Source organism: Enterococcus hulanensis (assembly GCF_005405485.1).
Lineage (GTDB): Bacteria > Bacillota > Bacilli > Lactobacillales > Enterococcaceae > Enterococcus_A > Enterococcus_A hulanensis.
In genome coordinates, this window is record NZ_BJED01000005.1 from 49,468 (window position 1) to 75,364 (window position 25,897).

General features: G+C 41.7%; 27 protein-coding genes. 22 read left to right on the top strand and 5 right to left on the bottom strand.

What is annotated here, in order from left to right; genetic code table 11:
• Nucleotides 1-35 precede the first annotated feature (35 nt).
• From FFR60_RS06685 to lpdA, 11 genes are all read left to right on the top strand, one after another.
• Nucleotides 36-1,076, top strand: coding sequence for a zinc-binding dehydrogenase (locus tag FFR60_RS06685; protein WP_137663539.1), 1,041 nt, complete (start codon nt 36-38; stop codon nt 1,074-1,076).
• 38 nt (nt 1,077-1,114) lie between these two features.
• Nucleotides 1,115-1,612: a PTS sugar transporter subunit IIA gene (locus FFR60_RS06690; RefSeq protein WP_137663540.1), complete on the top strand. Its 498-nt coding sequence runs from the start codon at nt 1,115-1,117 to the stop codon at nt 1,610-1,612.
• 29 nt (nt 1,613-1,641) lie between these two features.
• Nucleotides 1,642-1,938: a PTS sugar transporter subunit IIB gene (locus tag FFR60_RS06695; protein WP_137663541.1), complete on the top strand. Its 297-nt coding sequence runs from the start codon at nt 1,642-1,644 to the stop codon at nt 1,936-1,938.
• 45 nt (nt 1,939-1,983) lie between these two features.
• Entirely contained in the window at nt 1,984-3,255 is a 1,272-nt protein-coding gene (locus tag FFR60_RS06700; protein WP_137663542.1) for a PTS transporter subunit IIC, read from the top strand.
• Between the two features lie 117 nt (nt 3,256-3,372).
• Entirely contained in the window at nt 3,373-6,261 is a 2,889-nt protein-coding gene (locus tag FFR60_RS06705) for a sigma 54-interacting transcriptional regulator (protein WP_137663543.1), read from the top strand.
• A gap of 66 nt (nt 6,262-6,327) precedes the next feature.
• On the top strand, nt 6,328-7,560 hold the full coding sequence (locus FFR60_RS06710) for a RuBisCO large subunit C-terminal-like domain-containing protein (RefSeq protein WP_137663544.1): 1,233 nt from the start codon (nt 6,328-6,330) through the stop codon (nt 7,558-7,560).
• 17 nt (nt 7,561-7,577) lie between these two features.
• Nucleotides 7,578-8,585, top strand: coding sequence for a thiamine pyrophosphate-dependent dehydrogenase E1 component subunit alpha (locus tag FFR60_RS06715; RefSeq protein WP_206920914.1), 1,008 nt, complete (start codon nt 7,578-7,580; stop codon nt 8,583-8,585).
• Nucleotides 8,586-8,620: 35 nt separating this feature from the next.
• Entirely contained in the window at nt 8,621-9,604 is a 984-nt protein-coding gene (locus tag FFR60_RS06720) for an alpha-ketoacid dehydrogenase subunit beta (protein WP_137663545.1), read from the top strand.
• The gene (locus FFR60_RS06725; protein WP_137663546.1) at nt 9,604-9,846 is read left to right on the top strand and encodes a biotin/lipoyl-containing protein; all 243 of its coding nucleotides are present in this window, start codon (nt 9,604-9,606) and stop codon (nt 9,844-9,846) included. Before FFR60_RS06720 ends, FFR60_RS06725 begins: the two co-directional genes overlap by 1 nt.
• On the top strand, nt 9,839-10,516 hold the full coding sequence (locus FFR60_RS06730; RefSeq protein WP_137663547.1) for a 2-oxo acid dehydrogenase subunit E2: 678 nt from the start codon (nt 9,839-9,841) through the stop codon (nt 10,514-10,516). The genes FFR60_RS06725 and FFR60_RS06730 overlap by 8 nt, the downstream gene beginning before the upstream one ends.
• Before the next feature lie 7 nt (nt 10,517-10,523).
• On the top strand, nt 10,524-11,906 hold the full coding sequence (lpdA, locus tag FFR60_RS06735) for a dihydrolipoyl dehydrogenase (protein WP_249354964.1): 1,383 nt from the start codon (nt 10,524-10,526) through the stop codon (nt 11,904-11,906).
• A 46-nt stretch (nt 11,907-11,952) separates the two neighbouring features.
• Here the strand turns inward: lpdA and FFR60_RS06740 are convergent, their stop codons facing one another.
• Entirely contained in the window at nt 11,953-12,147 is a 195-nt protein-coding gene (locus FFR60_RS06740; protein ID WP_010747399.1) for a hypothetical protein, read from the bottom strand.
• A 287-nt stretch (nt 12,148-12,434) separates the two neighbouring features.
• Between FFR60_RS06740 and FFR60_RS06745 the strand changes: the two genes are divergently transcribed.
• The gene (locus FFR60_RS06745) at nt 12,435-13,007 is read left to right on the top strand and encodes a TMEM175 family protein (RefSeq protein ID WP_088934016.1); all 573 of its coding nucleotides are present in this window, start codon (nt 12,435-12,437) and stop codon (nt 13,005-13,007) included.
• A 132-nt stretch (nt 13,008-13,139) separates the two neighbouring features.
• On the opposite strand, the gene FFR60_RS06750 is transcribed toward FFR60_RS06745, so the two are convergent.
• From FFR60_RS06750 to FFR60_RS06765, 4 genes are all read right to left on the bottom strand, one after another.
• On the bottom strand, nt 13,140-13,724 hold the full coding sequence (locus FFR60_RS06750; protein ID WP_171004885.1) for a DUF2922 domain-containing protein: 585 nt from the start codon (nt 13,722-13,724) through the stop codon (nt 13,140-13,142).
• A gap of 22 nt (nt 13,725-13,746) precedes the next feature.
• On the bottom strand, nt 13,747-14,139 hold the full coding sequence (locus tag FFR60_RS06755; protein ID WP_137663550.1) for a hypothetical protein: 393 nt from the start codon (nt 14,137-14,139) through the stop codon (nt 13,747-13,749).
• Between the two features lie 121 nt (nt 14,140-14,260).
• Nucleotides 14,261-14,473 (bottom strand): DUF2922 family protein, encoded by a 213-nt coding sequence (locus FFR60_RS06760; RefSeq protein ID WP_137663551.1) that lies wholly within the window; start codon nt 14,471-14,473, stop codon nt 14,261-14,263.
• An 82-nt stretch (nt 14,474-14,555) separates the two neighbouring features.
• On the bottom strand, nt 14,556-14,762 hold the full coding sequence (locus FFR60_RS06765; protein ID WP_137663552.1) for a hypothetical protein: 207 nt from the start codon (nt 14,760-14,762) through the stop codon (nt 14,556-14,558).
• 359 nt (nt 14,763-15,121) lie between these two features.
• On the opposite strand from FFR60_RS06765, the gene FFR60_RS06770 reads away from it, so the two are divergent.
• From FFR60_RS06770 to FFR60_RS06815, 10 genes are all read left to right on the top strand, one after another.
• Nucleotides 15,122-15,799, top strand: a complete 678-nt coding sequence (locus FFR60_RS06770) for an HAD family hydrolase (protein ID WP_137663553.1) — start codon at nt 15,122-15,124, stop codon at nt 15,797-15,799.
• Nucleotides 15,792-16,199 (top strand): DUF4809 family protein, encoded by a 408-nt coding sequence (locus FFR60_RS06775; RefSeq protein ID WP_137663554.1) that lies wholly within the window; start codon nt 15,792-15,794, stop codon nt 16,197-16,199. The genes FFR60_RS06770 and FFR60_RS06775 overlap by 8 nt, the downstream gene beginning before the upstream one ends.
• Nucleotides 16,200-16,560: 361 nt before the next feature.
• Entirely contained in the window at nt 16,561-18,636 is a 2,076-nt protein-coding gene (locus tag FFR60_RS06780; RefSeq protein ID WP_137663555.1) for a BglG family transcription antiterminator, read from the top strand.
• Nucleotides 18,636-19,109 carry a PTS sugar transporter subunit IIA gene (locus FFR60_RS06785; RefSeq protein WP_137663556.1) on the top strand — a complete coding sequence of 158 codons (474 nt, stop codon included), beginning with the start codon at nt 18,636-18,638 and terminating at the stop codon, nt 19,107-19,109. The genes FFR60_RS06780 and FFR60_RS06785 overlap by 1 nt, the downstream gene beginning before the upstream one ends.
• Before the next feature lie 31 nt (nt 19,110-19,140).
• Entirely contained in the window at nt 19,141-19,431 is a 291-nt protein-coding gene (locus FFR60_RS06790; protein ID WP_088934025.1) for a PTS sugar transporter subunit IIB, read from the top strand.
• A gap of 146 nt (nt 19,432-19,577) precedes the next feature.
• The gene (locus FFR60_RS06795) at nt 19,578-20,846 is read left to right on the top strand and encodes a PTS galactitol transporter subunit IIC (RefSeq protein ID WP_088934026.1); all 1,269 of its coding nucleotides are present in this window, start codon (nt 19,578-19,580) and stop codon (nt 20,844-20,846) included.
• 74 nt (nt 20,847-20,920) lie between these two features.
• Nucleotides 20,921-21,979, top strand: a complete 1,059-nt coding sequence (locus FFR60_RS06800) for a zinc-binding dehydrogenase (RefSeq protein ID WP_137663557.1) — start codon at nt 20,921-20,923, stop codon at nt 21,977-21,979.
• Between the two features lie 492 nt (nt 21,980-22,471).
• Nucleotides 22,472-24,562: a BglG family transcription antiterminator gene (locus FFR60_RS06805; RefSeq protein WP_137663558.1), complete on the top strand. Its 2,091-nt coding sequence runs from the start codon at nt 22,472-22,474 to the stop codon at nt 24,560-24,562.
• A 228-nt stretch (nt 24,563-24,790) separates the two neighbouring features.
• The gene (locus FFR60_RS06810; protein ID WP_137663559.1) at nt 24,791-25,249 is read left to right on the top strand and encodes a PTS sugar transporter subunit IIA; all 459 of its coding nucleotides are present in this window, start codon (nt 24,791-24,793) and stop codon (nt 25,247-25,249) included.
• A gap of 109 nt (nt 25,250-25,358) precedes the next feature.
• Nucleotides 25,359-25,661: a PTS sugar transporter subunit IIB gene (locus FFR60_RS06815; protein ID WP_137663560.1), complete on the top strand. Its 303-nt coding sequence runs from the start codon at nt 25,359-25,361 to the stop codon at nt 25,659-25,661.
• Nucleotides 25,662-25,897 lie beyond the last annotated feature (236 nt).

Below are 25,897 nucleotides of genomic sequence, written 5' to 3' on the forward strand. Positions count from 1 at the left end.
TAATAGTTAAGTGAAGAATAAAAAGGAGTGATCAAATGAAAGCAGAAGTTTTATATGGACCAGATGATGTCCGATATGAAGAGGTTGAGGAACCGTCATGTCCAACAGATGGAATTAAAGTAAAAGTGATTGGCTGCGGAATCTGCGGTTCAGATTTAAGGACGTATGGTGGGGGATCAAAGAATTCAATTTTACCGGCAATTTCAGGACATGAGATTGTTGCCGAAGTAATAGAGAGTCATTACCCTAAGTTTCCAGCAGGTACGAGGTTATCAATCGCTCCTGTGATCGTCTGTGGGGAATGTTGGTACTGTAAAAATGGGATTCAAAACCTCTGTGACAATATTCGAATGATTGGGACGGCAGAAGGAATAGCCGGCGGATTTGCTGAATATATTGCTTTTCCGAAAGAAATCATCGATAACGGATGCTTTAATGCGATCCCTAATGACATTGATCCAATCGACACAGTGATCGCTGAAACGGCTTCCTCGGTTTTATGTGCGCAGATCAATACCAATATCGTCATGGATGATTTAGTAGTAGTGATTGGGGCCGGAACGATCGGTTGTTTGCATAGCGAGATTGCGAAGATACGCGGTGTGAAAGAAGTCATCATTGTTGAAATGAATCAGGATAAAGCGGAATTAGCCAGAAGCCAAGGTTTTGATAACGTGGTCACTATGAGCAGTTCTGATCCTAAATTAAAGGAGTTGGTTTTGGAAAAAACAGATGGTAAAGGAGCTGATGTAGTGATCAGTGCTTGTCCAGCAGGCCAAGCACAAGCAGACGCAGTTGATTTGGCTCGTAAACGCGGAAAAGTTATCTTATTCGGCGGTATTCATCCATCTAGTGCCAAGCTGCTAGATACGAATGCGATCCATTATAAGGAGATCATGGTATACGGGGCTTCTGCTTATTCGCCGGAGATCAATCGAAAAGCATTGAATCTGGTCCTGAATCGGCAGCTGGATTCAAAAAAATTTATTACTCATAAATATGAGTTAAAAGATTTGGCTCAAGGTTTTGCGGATATGCGAGCTGGAAAAATGATTAAAGGTGTCATCATCCCATAAATAACTAAGTAGTTATCGATAAAAAGGAGGTGTAGGCTTTGGATAAAGCAACTACTGAAAATCAGGTTTTTAGTAAAAATGAAATTCACGCAATGATCTCCGATGAAACCGATCGAGATCAACTCATTCATTTACTAGCCGCTGAGATGGCAAAATATGGGATGGTCGAACCTTGTTATGGTGCTTCTGTGTTAGAAAGAGAAAAAGACTTTCCGACGGGCGTTCCTACTATGCCGGTGCCGATAGCCATTCCTCATAGCGAACGCTCGCATGTCTATAAGCCGGGAATTGGTGTGGCAGTTTTGCGAAACAGTGTCAAATTTTCAAGTATGGAAGATCCCGAGTGTCTATTAGATGTCAAAGTTGTTTTTATGCTTGCTGCTAGTCTTAATGATGAACATTTGCATATGATCAAAGATGTAATGGAAATTATCCAAGATTCAGAATTAGTAAATACATTATTAGTTGCGGAAACAACCGAGAAAATTGAGGGAATTCTGCACAAGGAATTCTCAAAGCGCGAACAAAAAAGATAAAACTAAAGATGAGGAAGGAGTTTTTAGAAATGGCTGATGAAAAAATTGTTGTAGTGGTGTGCGGGGCAGGTTTTGCGACGTCAACTGCAGGAGAAAATGAGGTGAAGAAATTAGCTCGAGAGTTGGGGATTAATGTCAAATTGAATAAACGGAGAGCAACGGAATTAAAAACGGTTTTGAGTACGATGAAGCCTGATATGTATTTGTTGATGACACCTGTAACGGTTGAATTGAATGCGCCAAAAGTAAACGGGGTACCTTTTATTTCGGGAATTGGAAAAGACGAAGCCTTAGAAGAAATGCGGCAGATTCTTACGGCTGAGTAAGAGGAGTAAAAAATGAGGGAAATTATTTAGAATGGAGGGAAATCGATGTTTGATGCAATTAATAAGGGATTTCAATGGTTTACAGGACTCGGCAGTAACGGGATTCTCTGTGTGGCACTTTTAATTATCGGATTAGTTTTAGGATTGAAAATCGGTGATGCGGTTCGTTCAGCGTTAACAGCGACGGTTGGTTTTATTGGATTGAATTTAATTGTAGATATGCTGATCGCACAGATGTCACCGGCAACGATGGCGATGGTCGAGCGGATGCACTGGAACCTCGATGTTGTGGACGTTGGCTGGGGACTCATGGGAATGGCGTGGGGGCAGCCAGCTTCCGGAATGGTCATTATTGCCTTGATTGCGACGAATATTGCTTTGATATTCTTACGCTTCACCAAGACACTCATGGTAGATTTTTGGAATTATTGGTCATTTGCGGCTTGTGCGGCGTTGATTTACGGAGCGACTGGTAATGTCGTATTTACTGTTTTAGCAGCCTGCATTTATATGGCCGTTTCGTTGAAGTGGGCGGATACTGTGGCTCCGAAGTATCAAGAATTTTATGGAATCCCTGGTTGTTCTTGGCCGACAGGAGCTATTATCGCGCCAGCAATGATTGGTATTCCAGTGGTGAAATTATTACAAAAAATTCCAGTCATTAAAGATATTAAGGCAGACCCAGAAACCATGCAGCGCCGGATGGGAATATTTGGTGAACCAATTGTGATTGGTGCGGTTTTAGGGATGTTAATTGGAGTGATCGCTGGATACGATGTACGGAAGGTATTACTACTTGGTTTTAATATGGCAGCTGTAATGATTCTATTGCCGCGAATGATTCAGATCATGATGGAAGGCTTAATTACAATTTCTGATCAGGCGAAAGAATTTACCGCGAAATACATGAAGGGTCGAGAAGTTTGGATTGGGATTGATGCATCAACGATCATGGGAAATCCTGCAACTATGTCGGCGATTTTAATTATGACGCCAATCGTAACGTTCATGTCCATCATTCCAGGAAATCGGATGCTTGCGACAGCTTCTTTGGTGGCAGTACCGTGGTTCATTATTGGGATTACGGCTTATGCTAAGGAAAATATTCTGCATATTTGTTTAGCCGCAATGGTTGTTTTTGCGATTTATTTCTGGTGTGCAACAGCGATGGCCGGCGCGCATACAGAGATTGCTAAAATCGTTGGGTCTGAATTGCCAGAGGGGACATCGTTAATCAGTAGTTTGTCTGAAGGAGGGAATCCTATCACCTTCATATTGTATAAGATCCTAGACCTCTTGGGCTTCGTGAAGTTCTAAAATCACAATGTTTATACTGAAATAGAACTTTATTCAGCAGGGTACTTCATAGTACGATGAAATAAACTACAACGTTTATTTTATCGTTGTTGAAATCTGTTTAAGGAGGGAAAACGGATGAAATCAGCGGAATTGACACACATGCTTCGTCTCTTGGAAGCAGAAGACCCTAAAAATCCATTGACAGATCAGGAACTTGCTGAATTATTAGAGACTTCTCGAAGCAAAGTGACTTCGTTACGTAAGAATGAAGGAATAGAGAATTCTAGAGAACGCCGCGAAAGTGTTCTATTAAAAGATATTCAGACTATTTTGAAAGCGGATTCTGAATTAAATATGACACAGCTAACAAAAGAGTTAGTGCAAAAAGGCTATCGAATCACGTTAAACAGCACGATCAATTTCATGGAACAAAATGACCTATTAGCAAATACTAAGAAAACGGCTGTTCAAGAAGAAAAAGAAGATGCGTTTACGGGAATCATCGGTTCGCAACGAAGTTTGAGTATGCAAGTGGAACAAGCAAAAGCAGCTGCGATGTATCCGCCAATTGGACTACATACTTTGATTGTGGGAGAAACAGGTGTTGGGAAAAGTATCTTAGCGGAAGCTATGTACAAATTTATGGTGAACAATAAAGAAAGTGAGAAGATTCCATTCGTGGAGTTGAACTGTGCGGATTATGCAGAAAATCCTCAGTTGTTGACGGCACAGCTATTCGGCTACAAAAAAGGTGCGTTTACAGGTGCGGAAGCTAACCGAGAAGGATTGATTGATCAAGCGAACCAAGGAATTCTCTTTCTAGATGAGGTTCATCGCATGCCGCCGGATGGACAAGAAATGCTGTTTCAATTAATCGATAAGGGGGTCTATCGGCGTCTGGGAGATCGGGATTTGCGAAAAGCTCAAGTCATGATCATTGCTGCTACAACAGAAGATATCGAGACCAGTTTATTAGATACTTTTCGCCGCAGAATTCCGATGGTAATCACAGTCCCCCCCTTATCTGCGCGGGGAATCGATGAAAAATATGATATTATCACAACCTTTTTCCGTCAAGAATCGATTCGAGTCAAACGGGAGATCATAATTAAAGCAGAGGCCGTCAGAAGCTTATTGCTCTTACGTTATCCAGGGAATATCGGAGAACTTCGCAGCAAGATTCAAGTAGCTTGTGCGAAGGGATATTTAGCCTGTATGCACCAAACTGACAGCGGCTCACGAATTATCATTGACAATGAAACACTCGTATTGAATGCATTACCCGAGGATCAAGAAATATCGCGGGAGCTAAAACATTTTTCAGCAAAGGACCTGATCGTTTATCCAACCGATAAGATCAATGTACCAACCCAGCCGGTTAATGATCCGTATGAGTTTTCCGAAGGCTTGTATCGGATTATTGATACAGAATATGTAAAATTGCAGGGAAATTATTTAACTGAAAAAGAAATCGATTCAACGATTTGGAAATTGATTGAAAAGAAAATTTCACGGTATATCACGACGATTCAAAATGGAAAACAGGTTCAACAGTTGAAAGAAAACATTCAAACGATTGTAGAGCAAGATTTGGTTCAAATGGCTGAAGAGATGCTAAAGATTGCAGAAAAGGAATTAGGAGAAATGGACCCGACTCTGCTGTTTTGCTTGGCGACCCACTTTAATGCTTCGATCCAACGTATTCGCAGCGGTGAAGGAATCATGAATCCCAATTTGGCGAATGTTAAAAAGCATTATCCGAAACAATTTAAGATCGCCAATCAAATGGCCGAGCTGGCGCCGCAGTATATCGGGATGCCGCTGCCTGATGAAGAAATTGGCTTTATCGCGATGTATTTATCCGCAACAACAGATGCAAAGGTCAAAATGGGAAAGAATATTGGGACGATCGTTGTCACACATGGAAAGGTAGCTGCAGAGATGGTCGCTGTTGCCAATGAACTGATGGGGAATTCACACTTAGCAGCGCTATGCATTAGTTTGGATGAAAGCCCGCGTTTTATCTATAGCCGGCTATTGGAGCTGGTGAAGCAGAATAATCAGGGCCGCGGGGTATTGATCTTAGTAGACATGGGGTCGCCGGAAACATTTGGTGATCAGATCGCGGAAGAGCTGGGAATCAATGTTCGAACCGTGACTAGAGTCGATACGCTGATGGTGCTTGATGCGATCCGCAAAACCCAATTGATCGATATGAACCTAGATGAAGTAGCAGATTCCTTAGTAGAACAAAAGAAAAGTGTGGTTCTTAGGAAGCGAAGTCATTCACCTAAACCTGAGGCGTTTATCTGCTTTTGTTTAACTGGGCAAGGCTGTGCCCAATATCTCTTTGAGCATTTGGAGGAAGCCATACTGGAAATATCGGCGAATGTAAAATTTGTCTTTTTAAGCTTGCTGAGTGAACAAAGCATGGAAGAACAGATTAAAGCGACGGCACAACAGTACGACATTATCGGTATCGCGGGTTCATTTAAAGTACAGATACAGGATATCCCCATTATCCTAATGAATGATATTCAATCAAAATCGGCGATCAATCAATTTTTAAAACAAGTGAAGAATCGTCAAAAACAATTGAGCAGTGATTCTCCTCAATTATTTCAGCCGTCGCTGGTTTTTTTACAAGAAGCGCTAACGACAAAAGAAGAAGCAATTCAATTTCTATGTGAAAAATTACAGACGGCTGATTTTGTGAAGGAGAGCTTTCAGCAGACCGTGATGGAACGTGAAGCAATGGTGCCAACTGTTTTAGAGATGGGAGTAGCTATTCCACATGGGTATTTTTCCGAGGTGAAGCGACCGCAAATAGCTGTATTGATTCCTAAGTCTCCGATACCTTGGGGAAATGGCCTTGAAGCTAAAGTGGTTTTGATGCTGGCCTTTACAGAAGAAACGAGTCATTTATTCGGCAACATCTACAATGTTGTCGCGAATCCACAAATGGTTGAAAATTTGGCAGCATGCACAGAAAGAAACCAAGTCATTGAATACTTAGACAATTAGTAGAAGACGGTTTCGATTCGGAACCGTCTTTGATCTATAAATTTTTGAAAAGAGATGAGGAGAAGAATGAAATTTGAAACTTTGAAGATGGCGGAAGGGTTAGGGCAGGATTTTTTGATTGCGACGTATTATATGCGTTCGGAAAACGAACCGGATCTTTATGATTGGGTGAAATTAGTTGCTGGCGATCAAAGTGCAGGGACGTGGACTCATGTAGAGGGCGAAACACCAGAAGTGATTGAAAAATACGGCGCGAAGGTGTTAGGTATCTATCCTATGTCTGATGGGATCTCCTGTGTTGCTCGGATCGCTTTTCCAATCACGAATTTTCAGCCTTACATGGCAATGGTGATCAGTACCGTAGCTGGTAACGTTTTGGGACAAGCCGGGATTCGGTTAGTCGATGTGGAATTTCCAGAAACGCTGTTAAAAGAATTTACTGGACCTTTATTGGGTGTCAGCGGAATCCGTAAGAAATTAGGCGTCACAGATCGTCCATTGGTTGGCGCGATCTTAAAGCCTTGTATCGGTGTACCGCCAGAAGCTAGTGCACAAGGCGCAGCAAACGCAGCTTTAGGCGGAGCAGATGTCATTAAGGACGATGAATTATTAAGTGATCCAGAATACTCACCGATGGTCGATCGAGTGAAGACGGTCATGAACTATTTAAAAGATGTCGGCAAAGACAAATCGACTCTATATGCAGTCAATATCACCGGACAAAATATTATTGAGCGTGCACAAATGGCTATCGAAGCAGGTGCCAATTCATTGATGGTTAATTACAACGCATTAGGCTGGGGGGCAACAGAAGACTTGGTGCGTTATCTGAAAGCTCAGAAAATCGAGATCCCGATCTTTGGACACTGTGCTGGTGCCGGTGCTTATTATAAAGCGGAAAACAATGGAATGTCAGCAGCATTAGCTTGCGGGAAGCTGCCGCGGTTGATCGGTATGGATATGCCGTTGGTTTATCCAGACAGCGGTCGTTTCGGGCTTGCAACAAATGAATTTGTGGAAACACATAGTGCATTGTCAACACCAATGAAAGGCATCGAGACAGCTTTCACAACTGTTGCTGGCGGCGTTCATCCAGGAACGATCGAATATTTGATGGATTTACTAGGTAATGAAACGATATTGATGGCAGGCGGCGGAATCTATGGACATCCAGCAGGCGCTGTTTCAGGAGCGAAGGCCTTGCTTCAAGCGATTGAAGCGGTGATGCAAGATGTTCCAGTGACTGAGGCAGCCAATTCTTATGAAGAGCTGCAGCAGGCATTGGATTTCTGGTCATAAAATGAGGGGGGATATTTTTGGAAACGACGATTTCAAAAGCAACAATGCTAGATATGTATCGGATAATGATTCGCATTCGCGAGTTTGAAGCAGAAGCGATCGAATTAGCCAAAGCAAATATCACACGGGCGGCGGTCCATACCTATAACGGAGAAGAAGCGATTGCTACAGGTGTTTGTGTTCATTTAAGCAATGACGATTATATTACTTCTACTCATCGCGGACACGGACATTGTATTGCCAAAGGTGCTGATTTGCGCCGGATGTTTGCTGAATTGATGGGACGAGAAACAGGCTATTGTAAAGGCAAGGGCGGTTCAATGCATATCGCTGATATGAAAACGGGAAATCTTGGTGCCAATGGAATCGTTGGCGGCGGTATTCCGATGGCGATGGGTGCGGGCCTAGGTCTGCAGGTAGCAAAAGAAAAGCACGTAGCGGTTTCTTTTTTTGGTGATGGTGCTTCAAATGAGGGATCATTCCATGAGGCCTTGAATATGGCTTCAATCTGGAAGTTGCCAGTCATTTTCATCTGCGAGAATAATAAGTACGGTATCTCGACATCTACTGCTAAATCAATGAATATCGAACACATTGCAGATCGCGCTGTTGCGTATGGGATTAAAGGTCTGACGGTTAATGGGAATAACATCGTGGACGTTTACCACACCTTTGCGGAAGCGAAAGAATATGCGTTGGCAGGAAATGGTCCAGTACTGTTAGAGATGGATACCTTCCGGATGGCCGGACATTATTTTGGCGACAATGAAAATTATCGTTCGCGAGAAGAAGTGGAAAAATGGAAAGCGAAAGATCCGATTCTGTATTGCGAAACTCTTTTGAGAGAAGACTATGCTATTGAGCAAGAACAATTAGATGCGATCAAAAAAGAAGAGGCACAGCGCGTCTTAGCGGCTTCGGAGCAAGCGAAGCAAGACCCAGAGCCAATGATTGAAGATATGCTGAATGATTTGTACGATCCGACCTTTGAAGAGATTGAATGGCAAGCTTTTTCAAAAGCATAGAATGTTCAACAGGATAAAGTAGAAGGAGGATGAATATGCGAAAACTTTCAATGCGGCAGGCAGTAAACGAAGCGTTGCACATTGCCTTTAACAGTGATGAAAATATATTTACGATTGGTGAGGATATTGCCGTTTACGGGGGACAATTACGCTGCAGCTATGATTTGCTAGATAATTTTGGACCAGAACGAGTCAGAGATACCCCCATTTCTGAAGTAGCCATTGTAGGTGCTGGGATCGGAGCTGCGATGATCGGCAGAAGACCTGTGGTAGAACTCTCGTACATGGATTTTATCGGTGTTTGTTTTGACCAAATTTTGAATCAGGCTGCTAAGATGCGGTATATGTATGGCGGCGGAGTCAGTATCCCATTAGTTATTCGAACGCAATGCGGTGCGGGCTTAGGTAATGGTGCGCAGCACTCCCAATCGCTGGAAAATATTTTAGCACATGTGCCGGGAATTCGAGTGGTCATGCCGTCGAATGCTTATGATGCGAAAGGGCTGCTGTTACGAGCAATTCGGGATAATAATCCGGTCGTTTTTGTAGAGCATAAAGCGTTATACAAATTAAAAACAGAAGTGCCGGAAGAACCTTATGAAGTGGGTTACGAAAGTGAAGTGAAACAGGCGGGAGAAGACATCACGATTATTGCTTATTCTGCGATGGTCAATGTTGCGTTAAAAGCAGCCAAGAAATTACAAGAAGAAGGTATTAGTGCTGAAGTTATTGATGTCAAAAGTATCGAGCCTTTAGATATGGCGCCGATCCTGCAATCCGTTAAAAAGACGGGGCATGCGGTGATCGTTCATGAAGCAGTCAAAAAATCAGGCTTTGGCGGAGAGATCGCCACACAGATCCAAGAGTTTGCGTTTGCAAGCTTGAAGAGACCAATTTTACGAGTGACGGCACCAGATGTTCCGGTTCCTTTTGCCAGAAATCTCGAAATGGCCTATGTACCGGATGAGACACAGGTGATCGAAGCAGTGAAGGTAACGTTAAAAGGAGGAGAAGGCTAGTGAAAAAAGAAGTAATTATGCCAAAAATCGGGTTGGATATGGATGAAGGAACGATCCTTACGTGGTACAAAAAAGTAGGCGATCCTGTTAAAAAGGGTGAGATTTTATTAGAGATCGAAACGGATAAAGCCACGACAGACGTGGAATCTGCACTTGATGGAACGTTGACAGAAATTGTTGAGGAAGAGGATGCGACGGTCGATATCGGTGAAGTGATCGCGTGGGTCGAAGTCGATGAGTAGCGAAGGGAAAAAACTCAGCGGGATCAAAAAAGCGATGGCGAAACAAATGATCCGCAGCTGGACAGATGTCCCCCAATTTCAATTAAGTACAACGATTTGCTGTGACGAGTTGATTCAGTATCGAAAAGAGCTGGCGACCAAGGTGTCTTATACCGCCATCATCGCAAAAGCGGTCGCGATGACGTTGCAGGCATATCCCGCAGTCAATCAACAGTATGATGGAGAACTTGTTAAAGAGCCGGCTGAGGTATCGATCGGGATTGCCAGCGATACCAAGCGGGGTCTTTTAGTACCGGTAATTTCCAAGGTGCCAGAAAAAAAGTTGGCAACAATACAGTCTGATTTGGAAAAAATCAAAGAGCAAAGCAAAACAGGAAAATTTTCAATGGAAGAACTTGCTGGAGGAACCTTTACAATCAGCAATCTCGGTATGTTTAACGTAGAGCAGTTTTCCTCGATCGTGAATGCGCCCCAGATCGGAATTTTAGCAATCGGAAAAATCACCAAGACGGCGATCGTCAACGATGAGGACCAAATCGTTGCTGCTTCGGTGATGAAACCAGTGCTGACGCTGGATCATCGAGTGGCGGACGGGGCACTCGGAGCACGATTTATGACTTATCTCTGCGATTTATTAGAACACCCAATGGAAAAAATGCCCAAAGAGTAAGGGAGGAATGACTTTGGAAAAACAGATCGTTGTTGTTGGCGGGGGACCAGGCGGCTATGTGGCTGCGATTCGTGCCGCCCAGCTCGGTGCAAAAGTCATAGTAGTAGAAAAAGAAAAAATCGGCGGGACCTGTCTGAATGTAGGCTGCATTCCTACGAAGTCATTATTGCATTCAGCAGATATCTTAGCTCAGGCAAAAAATGGCAAAAAATTCGGTATCGACCTATCGGTGGAGTCAGTCGATTGGTCAGCGGTTTTAAAGCGCAAAGATCAAGTTGTTAAGCAGCTGGTCAAAGGTGTCGAAGGATTGATGAAAAGCAATCAAATCGAAGTAATCAGAGGAACTGCTCGTTTTCTGGATCAGGAGACATTAACGGTAACGTCTGAATCGGATAGATTACAATTAAAGCCGGATAAAATCATCTTAGCGACAGGATCAAAACCAGCGATTCCGCCAATTAAGGGCTTGGAGCAAGTTCCGTGGCTGGATTCCAGTGATGTGCTGTCTTTAGAAGAACTGCCTAATGAGTTGATCATCATTGGCGGCGGCGTGATCGGGATTGAATTTGCTTCGATCTATCAGCGTTTTGGCAGCCAAGTCACGATTATTGAAGAGCAGAAAGAAATTTTACTAGCGATGGATCAAGAGCTGGCTGCATTGCTGCGAAAAAAAATGATGAAAGAAGGCGTACGTTTTCTTCTAGGTAAACGAGTAGAAGCTGTTAAGCAAAAAGACGATACATTGACAGTTTTTTTAGGAGAAGAAACCATTACAGGTGAAAAACTGTTGGTAGCTGTTGGTCGCCGCAGCTTCGTGGAAGGTCTAGGCTTAGAGAATACGAAGATTCAAACAGAGCGTGGAAGCATCATGATTGATGCAAAACTTCAAACGAGCCAGTCAAACGTTTATGCGATCGGTGATTGTGTGGGAGAAATTTTATTGGCACATTATGCGTCCGCACAAGGTGAGGTCGCGGCAGAAAATGCTTTAGGCGCATTGAAGGATTTTGATGGCAGTGTGGTACCTGGGTGTGTGTACTCCGATCCAGAATTTGCGAGCGTTGGCTTAACAGAAGAACAAGCAAAAGCTGCAGAAATTCCCTTTGTCGTTGGAAAATTTCCTTTGAAAGCCAGCGGGAAAGCCCTAGTGATGGGACAGACCTATGGCTTTGCTAAAGTCTTGATCCGTTCTGATACGCAAGAATTAATCGGTGTTCACCTATTGTGTGATCGAGCGACAGATATGATCGCAGAAGCCACTGCTTTGCTCCAGAAAAAAGCAACGATGGAAGATGTCATTGAAACGATCCATCCGCACCCAACAGTTAGTGAAATTTTTCGCGAAGCTGTCTTAGCTGCTGATAAACGTGCGATCCACATTCCAAATTAGATAAAAAAACGTCGAAAGCTCAGCTTTCGACGTTTTTTCGCTTTTTTTAATATGTCCGTCCGCGACGTTTCGTCAACCAGTTGACTAAGAAGTAAGCAATTGCCAATGGAATCGCGATTCTAAAGAATAAGCCAATCAAGCCTGATAGGATCGGGCCAACAATACTCAAAATCAAACTAGCAACTAAGAAAAAGCCGACAACAGCTAAAATTCGTACAACCATAGGATATTCTTTCATCATTTTAAATTCCTTCTTTCCGTTTGTTTTAACTTAAACCTAGTTTAGCAAAATATTTTCTTACTTACGTCCAACTTAAGACGTATTTATTGAGGAAATTAGGCTTAGCTGGTATTTTGCTGCGGAAACAAACAGAGGACTAGCCGTGCGATAGAAATTAAAATAACAATGGAAAAACTTTTATGAAAGAGCCTGACATTATTCTTGATATTTTAGATATTGTTTTGTTTAATAGACACAGCAAATAAGCTTATTTATTATTAGTATTTTTATCGGTTAGGAGTAGAAAAATGCCAAAGTCTCGAATTGAAGCTTTCACAGATGCGGTTATCGCGATTATTATGACCTTATTAGTTTTAGAATTACATGAACCAAACGGCCCAACCTGGTCAGCATTTTTACATATGGAGCATAAGTTTATCGTCTATTTGATTAGTTTTGTAAACTTAGCGATTTATTGGAACAACCATCATCATCTCTTTCAGTTAGTGCGAAAGGTAGACGGCTGGGTCTTGTGGGCCAATAATTTTCTGATTTTAATGATGACCCTATTTCCCTATGTCACAGCTTGGGTGGGGGATTATCCTTTTTCTTGGGCGCCGCAAGCGTTGTATGGTCTGGTGGCGTTAGGAACAGACTTTGCCTATTATTTGTTAGTTAGAGCATTGGTACGAGCAAACGGAAAAGACTCTACGATCGGGCAATTATTCAGGCACTATCCCAAATTGTATTTATCGATTGGTTTAGCGATTGTGGCGTTGCTTCTAGGAAAATTGATTGCGCCGATCGCGGTATTGATCGTTAATGTTCTAATTTTATTGATGTGGTTTATTCCAGAAAAAGCAATTGAAAAGACTCTATAGTATAGAAATCAGCATCGGCGATTTACATAATCGCAGGTGTTTTTTCTTGCAGTAGTCACCGACCTCCTTTTCCGGAATGAGAGGTCGCCGATGACTTGAGTGAGCTACTGGTTATTTATTTTTTGAAGACCTTCATGAAGAATCATCTTTGTTTTTGCCTTTTCTACCCCAGAGTCGCGAGAGCTTTCGTTTAAGAATTCCCTCGTGTTTATTCGATGATTGTGAAGGTGGGGCTTCCTCCGTATCCGAATATATCGGTGATTCTAACGGGGCAGGTTCACTCATACTTGGTGTTACTTCTGGTAATTCTACTGCTGAAACTTTTGGTTCTAAGTCCTTCTGCGACAATTTCTCTAAGGCAGGCGGACAAGCTAAATCGACGAATTTCTCGTATTTCGGTTTTGAATAATTGGCAGTAGGGACTTCAATGGACTTCGGTGCAACTGGTAGCTCAATGGCTTCGACTGGATGCTCTGGATCAAACTGAATATATTTAGTGGTTTCAACGTATTTGCAAGTATCGACTTCGGCAAAAGTTTTCACACCATCTTCTTCTTCAAAAATATCCAAGGTTGTCAATGACTCCAAAGCTTCGCGAATTTCTTCGGCCGATTTTTCGACTGTCGGATTTTTGACGGTTAGATTCTGTTTCTTGCCGTTGCTTTTATAAAAAGTGGAGACTAATTTTTTGGTTTGGATCGTTTTTACAGCGTACATTTTTTTCATTCCTTTCTTATGATTATTCAACTTGCGCTTCTTGAGCGCCAAATATATTACTGATAGAGAAGCGGTTTCGCACAGCGTTGATTGCTTTTTCGGCGTATTGGCGGACAGGGAAGACCCGCAGATTCAAGTATTTCCATTCCTTTGAAGTGAAATAATGTTTGAAATAGAAAAAGAATTTTTTGATGATCTTGGTGACTTTTCGTTGAGAGAATAGGTGCTGCACCAGTTCTTTTAAGATTAAATGAAACTCGCCATCTCCTAGGCGTTCGCGGATATTGAGTGCCATCAGGTATTGCACGGTGCTGTCGGCATCGCCAGAGATTCTGTAGTACGAGTCAATGCGTTTTTCAAGGGTGTTTTTCTTTAAGCTAAATAGTTGTTTGGATGTGAATGGTTGTTCGTTCATAGTATGTTCTCCTTTTTAAATGGTTTCAGAAGCTTGCGCAAGTCTTCTGGGATAAATCAATCCTAGGATTTATGTATAAATAAGGGCGGCAGATGTTCACCGCCCTCTAAAGCTTCAACGATTAAAAAAGAATCGTTTCATTGATTTCCACGAAACTCGCACTTTCTGCGGTGTCGTAGAGATTATTGCCATCTTTATTGAATAACTCTAGTGGACCAATTTGATCCAATAGCCCTTTAAGTTCCGCAGGCGTATTGGTCGTATCTGGATTTGAAAGGCTCCAAGTTTGACTGTTTCCTCCACTGGTTTTAAAATTTGCGACTAGTTTTAACATCTGTTTTCCTCCTTTTTTCAGGAATTATCCAACGATGAGAGAGAGTGAGAACTTTTTTTTCGTCGGATAACTCCTCAATCATTTACTTCGTATAACGCTTTTGACTGGTCAACACGACACCATCCAGAGCACTTCCTTCTGGTGACAAGGTGGTCATGATCTCGCCGAGCGTCAATACCGCATGTTCATCTGGTTCATCAACGACATGTTGAAAATTGATATTCTGTAACTTTTCCTCATTGGGCGTGTCGATCTGTACTTTTAATTTGCTGCTAAGTTTTTGAATCATACTTTTTCCTCCATATTTCCTTTTGTTCCGGCCGGTGACTAAAAGATAAATGATTTCAAAAAAGAATGCGAATTCGAATTTGGCAGCAGCACCCCCCAATTTGGCAGCTTTTGGGGCGAAAATGGCCGATTTTGGCAAAAAAGCTGCCAAATTGAGGGGGGTAAGAGCCAAATTGCGATTTGCGAAAAGCTTCGGCTTGTAATACAATTAAGAGTTTTATTAAATCATCGAATTGACTTCAAATTTGCTCCGCTATTGAATCGCTGAATAGATCATGTCCCAAATAATCAATCCACTTAATGAATCTCGTATGTTAAACTATTTGATGAATGTTTATGGTGAAATTAAGGAGGAGTTCTATGTTAGAGGCGATTATTTTCGATATGGACGGCGTATTAGTGGATTCGGAATATACATACTTCCAAAGCAAATCACAGATTTTAAAAGAAGCTGGTCATGAGGTAGAAGAGAGCTATCATTTTCAATTTATGGGGACGACCAGTGAGTATATGTGGGAGCAAATGAAGCAAGAATTTTCACTGCCTTTATCTGTCTCGGATTATGTTCAGCAAATGACCGCATTGCGTCAAGCGATGATCAAACAAGATGGGATCAGAGTGATTCCTCATGTTCAAGAATTTGTGAAAAGACTGTCTGATGCTGGTCTGAAACTAGCTGTGGCATCCTCTTCTTCCTTGGCAGAAATCAAAGTAAATCTGGCAGAAATCGGCTTGTCTGAGTATTTTTCAGAAGTTGTTAGTACCGAAGAAGTGAAGCACTCAAAGCCTGCACCGGATGTTTACTTAGCAGCGGCGGAGCGAATAGGTGTAAAGCCTGAAAATTGCTTAGGCATTGAGGATACGAAAAATGGCGCGGGTGCTGTTCATAACGCGGGGATGGTCTGCGTTGGCTTTGCCAATCCGGCGTTTCCGAAGCAGGATTTGGCCTATGCGGATATTGTGGTTTCGACGTTTGCGGATTTAGACGGCGAGTCTTTAACTAAAATTTATCAAGAAGTGAGGGAGCAGCATGCCTAGAGCGGCCATTTCCAGCAAAGCTTTTTTAATTGAGGGCGGCTGTAATGCCTGCGGCCTGCAAAACACGGAGACCTTCACGATTCACTTTGAAGATCGGCGTTCAGAAGTGTTGGACAACTTCGATGTTCCTTCACTTGTTCAAACGATCGCGCAAAAAAATGGCTGGCGCGAGACGGCTATTCCGATCGGTATCAGTGAAGAAGAGATCGTTTTGAAAAAAGGGAATCAGGTAATCAAACCGAAATATCTCGGCGATCAAATCATCTATCAAGCAGGCGACCAGCGGCTTCAAACAAAGCAGCGGTTTGATAGCAACGAGGAATTGTTTGAACAGGTCAACAATATTTTAGTCGAGCTTTTTAAGCTTGAACCTTATGAAATAAAAATTGCGGTTGAATAAGCTCATGTAGCATTTTTTAAGCGAAAATAGTAAAGAAAAGTCTGATGAATCGGTTGTCAGACTTTTTTTGCGGCAAAAACCGCAAAGTCTAGCTTACATAAAAAACAGACAAATAATGAGACTCTTGCTAAAATGAAGGAAGAATAAGAGTACCAAGTTGCATAATGTGTGGCTAAAAACAGGAACGCTAGGATGAGATTTCCCCATTGTTTGGGGATTTCTTGTTTTGCTTTATTTTTTTTTGTGAAAAAAAGCATTTGTTAGCACCAAGTTGCATAAAGAACACTGAATTATTGGGTAACAAAGAAGATGGAAATGTAAGCGTTTTTCATCTAAATTGAAGATGTAAAGAGGGATGACAATGAATTTAGAAGAACGAACGAATCAGATTTTTGTTGAGTTAGTCAACAACCCGCAAATCGCTAGTAAAGCATTGTGTGAGAAATTTGATTTGACGCGAGGACAATTGAACTACGCGTTAAAAAAGATCAATGATTCTTTAGTAGACGAAAAGTTGAGTGAGATCAAACGGACAAAAAATGGTCACTTTCTAATTGCAAATGAGATTCTTTCAAATTTTAAGGGTGGTGATGAGCAGCTCGGGGAGCCGACAGAAAGCTATGTGTTTTCCGGTAAAGAACGAGCAGCCATAATTGAATTGATGTTACTGAGTAAAGAAGAGTATCTATCATTGAATCATTTCATTGATGAGTTGAAGGTCAGCCGCAATACGGTGCTGCGAGATCTAAAGGAAGTCGATCAAGAGCTTCAGCAGCATGAACTAACGTTGAAGTATACTCGCCAAAAAGGGTATTTCATCCAAGGCGATGAATGGAATAAGCGAAATGTGCTGTCTGATTTATTGAATAATCTAGCGGTGATGTATAACGGAATCAATGTCATCATCCAATTTGCCAATATTGATCCGCAGCAGATCGAAACCTTTCGCAAACGCGTCGAGCTGGTGGAAGAAGAATTGGAGGTCCAATTCACGGATGAACGACTAAGAACCTTACCATTATTGATCATTCTGATGATCAGGCGGGCGCAAAAAGGAAAGCTGATTTCTTACAGCTTCAAGGTGAATTATCGGGAACTGGCGGATACGAAGGAATACTTGGCAGCGGATCGGGTCATTTGGGATGTTGACGGCTTAAGCGAAAATGAACGTGTTTACGTGACAATGCTGCTGCTGACGACGAATCTTTCCCGCGGCGATATTTTATCGGTAAAAGAGATCAACAAGATGAAGGAAGCCTTGGAAAAGGTGATTGCGAATTTTGAACGCATCGCAGGAGTCAATTTAGAGGAGAAGGAAAAATTATTGGAGCGGCTGCTGGTGCATATGCGTCCAGCGTATTATCGGATCAAATATCACTTGAATTTGCAAACGCGCTTTTATCAAGAGAATAAGGATGCCAATCTGTTTTCACTGTTTTACTTGGTCAAAGAAGCGAGCGGCCCATTAGAAACATATTTCGGTCAGTCAGTGCCGGATGCGGAATTGTTTTTCATTTCGCTGTTTATCGGCAGTCATATCGTAGAGAGTACGGAGATTGTTCATCCGGAAAATCGTAAACGAGCAATCATCGTTTGTCCGAATGGGATTTCAATCGCGGCTTTGCTCGAAAATACGTTAAAAAATCTGCTACCGGAAATTGATTTTGTCCTTTCGATGTCGGCTCGAGAATTTTACCGAACTGATTATGATGTGGATTTTATTTTTTCAGCGGTCCCGTTAAAAACCGAGAAGAAGGTATTCGTCGTGAATAACTTTTTATCGGATCAGGAAAAGCGGCAGTTAAGAGAACGCGTGCTGCGCTCTACGGCGATCATCCAGACAGAGATCGTCACACCGGAGAAAATCTTGGCGGTAGTGAAAAAACATGCGCAGGTTGTAGATGAGACCAGTCTTTATGAAGAGTTACTCAGCTTGTTTACACCTAAGGAATCCATCATTTTAGAGAAGAAGCGACCTCATCTGATCGATCTGCTAAAAGATGAAACGATCCAGATTTTTGAAGACAAAGTCAGCTGGTCAGAGGTTTTAGACGCGTTGGCCCGTCCGCTAGAGCGTCAGCAGGTTATTACGACAGACTATATCAAAGCCTTGAAAAAAGAGATGCCGATCTTGCCCGCCTATACCGTCTTACGTCATAAAATCGCGCTGCCCCATACCGTAGCGGAAGCAGGCGCGATCGGAGTTGGTATCAGCTTGGGCTTGGTAAAAAAAGGCATTATTACAGAGGATGGCAGAAAAATCCATACCGTCATTCTGTTAGGCTCCAACGATAAAGAAGAACACTTGGATTTGATTTTTGAAATGATGAGTTTAGCAGGCGCAGATGAGCTGGCGCAATTAGAAAAAGCAGCAACGAAAGAAGAAATTCGGGAGGCGTTGATTCAGTTCAACGATGAGTATTGGAGGGCGAAATAATGACAAAAACGACACTAAGTTCCTATGTGAAAGAACCATTAGTCTTTGCACAAGATAATTGTTCTTCCCAAACAGAAGTATTTGAGCAGGTGGCACAAAAAGCCTTAGATTTGGGTTGGGTGCGGGAGGACTTCTTGGAAAGAATCAAGAGCCGAGAAGAAACGTTTCCAACGGGCATTCAATTAATGAACTTCGGAGCAGCGATTCCTCATACAGATGCGGAATGTGTGTTAGAAGAGTTCGTGGCTGTGATCACACTGCAAGATCCCGTCGTTTTTTACAGTATGGAAGACAATAGTATGCAAGTTAAAGCACAAATTGTTTTTGTTTTGGGATTAAACCAACCCCATGCGCAGTTAGAAATGCTGCAATCATTGATGGGGCTATTGCAAAACGAAACCGTATTATCAGAACTATTACTAGCAACAACAGAAAATGAGTTAATCAGTACGATCAAAAGAAATCAACTATAAAAAAACAGCAAGAAAAAGGAGAGAAACAATTATGAAAACAATTCGCGTATTAGTAGCATGTGGAGCAGGAATCGCAACATCAACGGTGGTAATGAAAAAGGTCGAGGATCTATTCGCTAGAAATGAGATGCCGGTGGAAATCACACAAATCAAAATCGCTGAAGCAGCCGGAAAACAAGATGAAGCCGATATGTTGATCTCAACTACAATGCTGCCGACGCAATACAAAATTCCAGCAATCACGGCTATGGCTTTCTTAACAGGGATCGGAACTGAAAAAGTCGAAAATCAAATCATCGAGGCAGCTAAAGGGATTCAGTAATTTTAAGTTCATGTGTGTCATTTCCGCTTTACTTCAACATTTTGGGATTCAGCAGTTTAGCGGAGAGACGCATATGAGGCGAATCAGGTTTATTTTTTCCAAGGGAAAAAGATAAATATATTAAACGAATTAGGAGGATTGTATCAATGGATGGGTTAATGAATGTGGTACAGAGTATTTTAGGTGCTGGCGCAAGCGTCATGCTGCCGATCATTATTTTCATTGTTGGAATTATTTTTAGGGTTCCAGTAAAAAAAGCTATTATATCGGGGATAACTGTAGGTATCGGGATGATCGGTATCAATCTGGTGATCAATGTATTGACTACAAACGTTGGTCCAGCGGCGCAAGCGATGGTTGAACGATTCGGGTTGAATCTGACGATCATTGATGCTGGCTGGCCAGCAGTCTCAGCCGGGACATGGGCGCAACCAATCGCGGCTGTGATGATTCCAGTGATTTTAATCGTGAATTTAATTATGCTGGCATTAAATCGAACGAAAACACTGAATATCGATATCTGGAACTACTGGCATGTTAGTTCTGTGGCAGCAACTGGTTATATTGTAACAAAAAGTTTTTTCTTTGGCATCCTGTGCGGGATTTTGTTTACGATTATTATCCAAATTATTGCAGACAAAACTGCCCCTAAGGTTCAAGAATATTACGGACTTGAAGGAATCAGTATCACCACCGGTTCAGCGCAAGGGTATGCTGTTTTGGCATTGCCGATCGGTTGGTTAGTAGATAAGATTCCAGGCATCAATAAATTAGATGTAAAACCAGAAACGATCCAAAAACGTTTCGGTATTTTCGGCGAACCAATGATCATGGGGATCATCATCGGGATGTTCCTTGGTTTGCTAGGTGGTTATGATTTCATCGGTATCCTGCAAATCGGGATGAACATGGGCGGAGTGATGTTCTTAATGCCGCGGATGGTAAAAATCCTGATGGAAGGATTGATCCCAATTCAAGAAGGGGCTCAAAAATTACTGCAAAGCCGTTATGGCGATCGCGAGATCTATCTAGGGATGGATGCGGCATTAGCGACAGGTTCGCCAGCCGCACTATCAACAGGTCTTTTGATGGTTCCGATCACGTTGTTCTTGGCAGTTATTTTACCAGGGAACCGCGTATTGCCTTTCGGTGACTTAGCGACGATCCCATTCTTCGCGGCGTTGGTTGTACCTAGTCGTAAAGGAAATATTTTACACTCGGTTATTTCTTTGACCGTTGTTATGGCATTAGCGTTATTAATGGCGACAAACTTTGCACCAGTGATTACTGAAATGGCCGAAGGAATCGTAAAATTCCCTGACGGAGCAGCTCAAATCACGAACTTAGATACTGGTGGGAACTTCTTAAAATGGATCTTCTTCAAATTATCAGAATTAGTCGCACAAGTAATGTAGTCTTTGATTTTTGATAATAGCAGAAAAAAAGCGAATAAATTAAGTGTTATTTTCCTAAAAGGAGAGCGAAAGTAATGAGTAAAATGATGAAGGGTGTTTCTAAACAGGCACCTGGCTATGACCAAATGGAATTTATTGATTTACCTGTACCTGAAGCAGTAGATGACAAGGTACTGATCAAGGTCGCATATACCGGTATCTGCGGATCAGATATCCATACCTTCAAAGGAGAATATAAAAACCCAACGACACCAGTTGTACTGGGGCATGAATTTTCCGGACAGGTGGTCGAAGTTGGTGATAAGGTAACAAAGGTCAAGGTTGGCGACCGCGTAACCAGTGAAACGACCTTTTATGTCTGCGGCGAATGTGATTACTGTAAAGAAAAACAATACAATTTGTGTCCGCATCGCAAGGGAATCGGGACGCAGCAAAATGGTTCAATGGCGAATTTCGTTTTGGCGAGAGAAGAAAGCATTCATTTGCTGCCAGATCATTTGAGTTATGAAGGCGCGGCGATGAGTGAACCATTAGCCTGCTGTGTGCATGCGATGTATCAAAAGAGCCGCTTGGAACTGAAAGATACGATCATTATCATGGGCCCTGGGCCAATTGGTTTATTCCTATTACAAATCGCCAAAGAAATTGGGGCGTTTGTTATTATGACCGGAATCACAAAAGATGCACATCGCTTGGAATTAGCGAAAAAGCTTGGTGCGGATATCATCGTGGACACGATGAAAGAAGACTTGGCTAAAATCGTTAACGAAGTTACTGACGGCTATGGTGTTGATAAAGTCTATGACGCATCGGGAGCTGTGCCAGCGGTCAACGCTAGCCTGCCATTGATTCGTAAAAAAGGTCAATTCATTCAAGTCGGCTTGTTTGCTAACAAGATGGTGGATCTGGATACCGAATCAATCATTCAACGGGAGATCGAATACATCGGCAGCCGTTCACAAAATCCTTATGACTGGCCGATCGCAATCCATCTATTAGCCAAAGGGGCAATCAATATCGATGAAATGATCACCAAAAAATACCCATTGACCGAATGGCGCGAAGCCTTCGATAAAGTGATGGAAGGAAATGAGATCAAAGTCATGATCGAGTCCAATCCGGGTGAATTTTAATCACGCAAAGAAAAACTGTACCAGAATTTCTGGTGCAGTTTTTTTGACTTGTAGAGAAAGTATGAAAATTTCACAAGTAAAACATTGAATCAGTAACTTTAACGATGTCCAGCTTCACGAACTAGCTTTATCGACAATAAGCAAAAATATTTCGAAATTTGAGAAGCAATTTAGAAATATTTTGGTCTTATTGCTCAAAAGCTGAGCGAGTTCGCGAAGCCTTTCTAATGAAAAAGCCTTTGTATTAGAGAATTATTTTTCACAAAGAAAATCGCTCCAATTATTAGCGCTTTTATTATGTTTCTATTCTGACAGAAGACGTTGAAAGATATGAACTTATCATCATTCGACGATAGGAGAAAAGAAGCTCTGCCATACGAGGTAATAAAAATCAAATCAACGTTATTTTAAAATGATTTCACAAAGAAACCGTTTACTATTTTTTCTGTTCAGGCTAGACTAAAGGAAAAAATACAGACAGGAGGGAAGTAAATGGATCTTGATAATCGAAGCGTTCAGGTTTTGCAGACAGTCGCTTCCACAGTGAAAATATCTTCCAAAGAAATCATGGAAAAATATGATCTTACCCGCAATCAGTTAGACTATGCTTTGAAAAAAATAAATGACTATCTGCAGGAAAATAACTACCGCAAGATCATCCGATCACGCAATGGAAGTTTTGTAGTCGATACGAAAGTGGTCGATACTTTTTCTGGAATCATGAATAGCGAAAGTCAGCTGCAGGCAGACGAAAATAGCTTTTTAGATGAGGATCATCGTTTGTTGGTTATTTTATTATTGATTTTCTCTTCAGATTATCTTTCGCTATACCATTTTTCAGAAAGTTTAGAGGTAAGTAAAAATACGATTGTCTCGGATATCAAGAAGCTTAAGAAGCAACTGAAGCGACACAAGCTGACGATCGATTATTCTAGAAAAGACGGGTATTATTTCCGAGGAGATGAAGAAGCGATTCGCGGATTGATCCTGGTGGTGACCGATCAAGTGATGGATTCCATTTATAATCGCTTGATTTTTGAAAAGTATTTAGCTATTCAGACAACTGAAATCGAAGCTCAACGAGAAATGCTGCGTTTGGTGGAGGAAGAACTGCAGGTTCAATACACCGATAATCGAATCCAAACGGCGCCTTACTTTTTAGTCTTGCTGGATCGACGAGTGAAAAATGAACACATCATCGAACCACGTTTTGGTTTGCTGGCCAAGGAGATCATGGATACCAATGAGTATGCCGCAATTGTGAAAGTATTGGCCGGACAAGGTCTGCTGCCGAAATCCTATACCGAGCATCTTTATCTTTGCCTGTATATTCTTTCACTGAAAATTACTGATCTAAGCAATATTTTTTCCCTCAACAAAGAATCCTTGCGCACGCATATCGAGCTGTTTATCGCTATGTTAGAGAAAAATACGATCATTCAGCTGAATGATAAAGCGCAATTAATCGAGAATCTAGCGTTGCATCTGACACCAGCGTATTATCGGATTCGCTACGGACTGACTTCTGACTATACACTTAACGATATTGTAAAAAATCAATTGGACCCTTTATTTTTTATTGTGAAATCATCGATCGCTCCTTTGGAAGATTTTTTTGAAGAACGGATTCCGAATGATGAAATATATTTGATCACCATGTTCATCGGCGCATACATGCAAAAGGAAAAACCTATTAATCTTGAGAACACGATCGTCAAAGCTGCGGTGGTTTGTCCTAATGGCATTATCAGTTCAAAACTCTTGGAAAATACATTGGATAATTGGTTTCCGATGATCCATTTCGTCAGCTCCTTTTCGATCCGAGAATTTTATGAAAAGGAAGACAGCTTAGATGTCCAATTGATTTTTTCAACGAATCCATTAACGACGGAGATGCCTGTGATCGTTGTGGGAAATGACCTGTCAGCCATGAATAAAACTTTGATCGTCAATGAAGTGATCCAGTTGATCTATAAGATCGATAGTTATAAATTACAGCCAGACCATATCTTGTCGATCGTAAAAAAACACCTGCCTATGAATGACGAAGTAGAAGGAAAGATTCGTAAAGAGCTGATGATCTCGTATAATTCGATTTTCCAAATCCAAGATCAGGAGATTTTGACGAATGAGACGAAATTAAATTTAAGTGACCTGATCACAAAAGAGAGTATTATCATTTTGCCGGATGAGTTGAACTGGTTAGAGATCCTTCGAGCAGCAACACAGAATCTGATCGACCGTAAAATTGTTGAGCCGAGCTATTTAAATCATCTCGAGGAACAGTTTCCTGAGGTCACTCCGAGTATCGTACTAGGAAACCAGATCGTTATTCCGCATACCGTTCCTGAAAATGGCGCTCGTGAACTGGGAATGTGCTTGGCTAAGATACCGCAGGGCTTTACTAGTCAGGGGCAGACCTATCGCTATGTCGTCGTCATTTCTGCGATTGATAAAAAAATGCATATCCAACCCATGATGCAGCTGCTAAAAATCGCTAGTGCTCCTAAGGTGATCCAGCAGCTAGATCAAGCGCAGGATAAGGAGTCGCTTTTAACGGTCATTCGAGATTTCAAAAAGTAGTAAAGCTTTTTCCCGCTCATTTGCTGAGCGGGATTTTTTGTATTGTCAGTCTATTTAACCAATGAGGTACCAGAACAAAGGCTTGTGAAATCAACGTTTTCAGCAAGTCATACAAATATTCAGGAATAGGTTCAGTAAAAAATGAGTTCAAAAGAAATTTGAAAGAAAGCGGTTCCGTGCTATCTTTTGATTAAGCAAGAAGCAAAAAAATAGAACAGGAGGGATCGAGTGATCAAACGAAAATTGCTTTTTAGCAAAATGAAGCCGCAAGATTATGAAGAGATGATTACGTTCTTGGGGCAAAAAATGGAGGAACTAGGCTATGTCAAATCAACCTATGTTCCCGCGGTATTAGAAAGAGAGAAGGGCTTTCCCACAGGATTGCAGATGGGAGATTATGGTATCGCGATTCCCCACACGGATCGTGAGCATGTGTATGAATCAGCTTTAGCCATTGCTACCTTGGCGGAACCCATCGAGGTTAACTCGATGATCAATCCGGAAGAAAAAGTCCGTGTGTCGCTGGTCATCTTAATGGCAGTGGAAGACCCAGATGGTCAAGTGAAAATGCTGAGCAAATTGATGGGGCTCTTTCAAGACGTTGAAACCTTAAAAAGTTTAGAACGCGCTTCATCTACCGAAGAGATGTATAACATCGTAGCAAAAATGGAATTGGAAATCGCGTAAAGTGAATGCAAAGTTTAAAGAAAGAACGAGTTGGATGATAGACGGCTTGGAACTCAAACTTATTTTTCAGTACGAAAAATAAATATAAAACGAAATAGGAGGAGCAGTAATGAAAAGATACAATGTATTGTCCGTTTGCGGATCAGGAACAGTAACATCGTCAATGGTGGCGGAAAAATTAAGAGAGACGTTGGAAGAAAAAGGCTATATCGTCGATACGACAGAGGCAAATCCTAACGAAGCATTATCACTAGCGAAGACCGGCAAGTTTGATTTTATTACGTATACAAGTCCGTTACCTGATGGAGACTATGGGATTCCAGTAGTAAATGCGATTGGTTTTTTAACCGGTTTTGGTGAAGAAGAATTTTTAGAAGAAGTAGATGGCGTTTTATTAGCATTGGAAAAATAGTCAGTTGGAAAAGGTTGTTTTGGTTTCTTGCGAATGAAATAGAGAAGTTGTTTTTGCTGACTTATTATCAGCAAGGTAAATACATTAAGAAGAAAAAGGATGTCAGTTTGCCAGTTTCACTTCTTGCTTTAGCAAGTTAGTAAAATGGTATGCGCAATGACAATCAGATTCATTTTTCGGTACGAAAAATAAATACATTAAAATGAAAAAGGATGTCAGTTCCTCTTTTCGCAGTT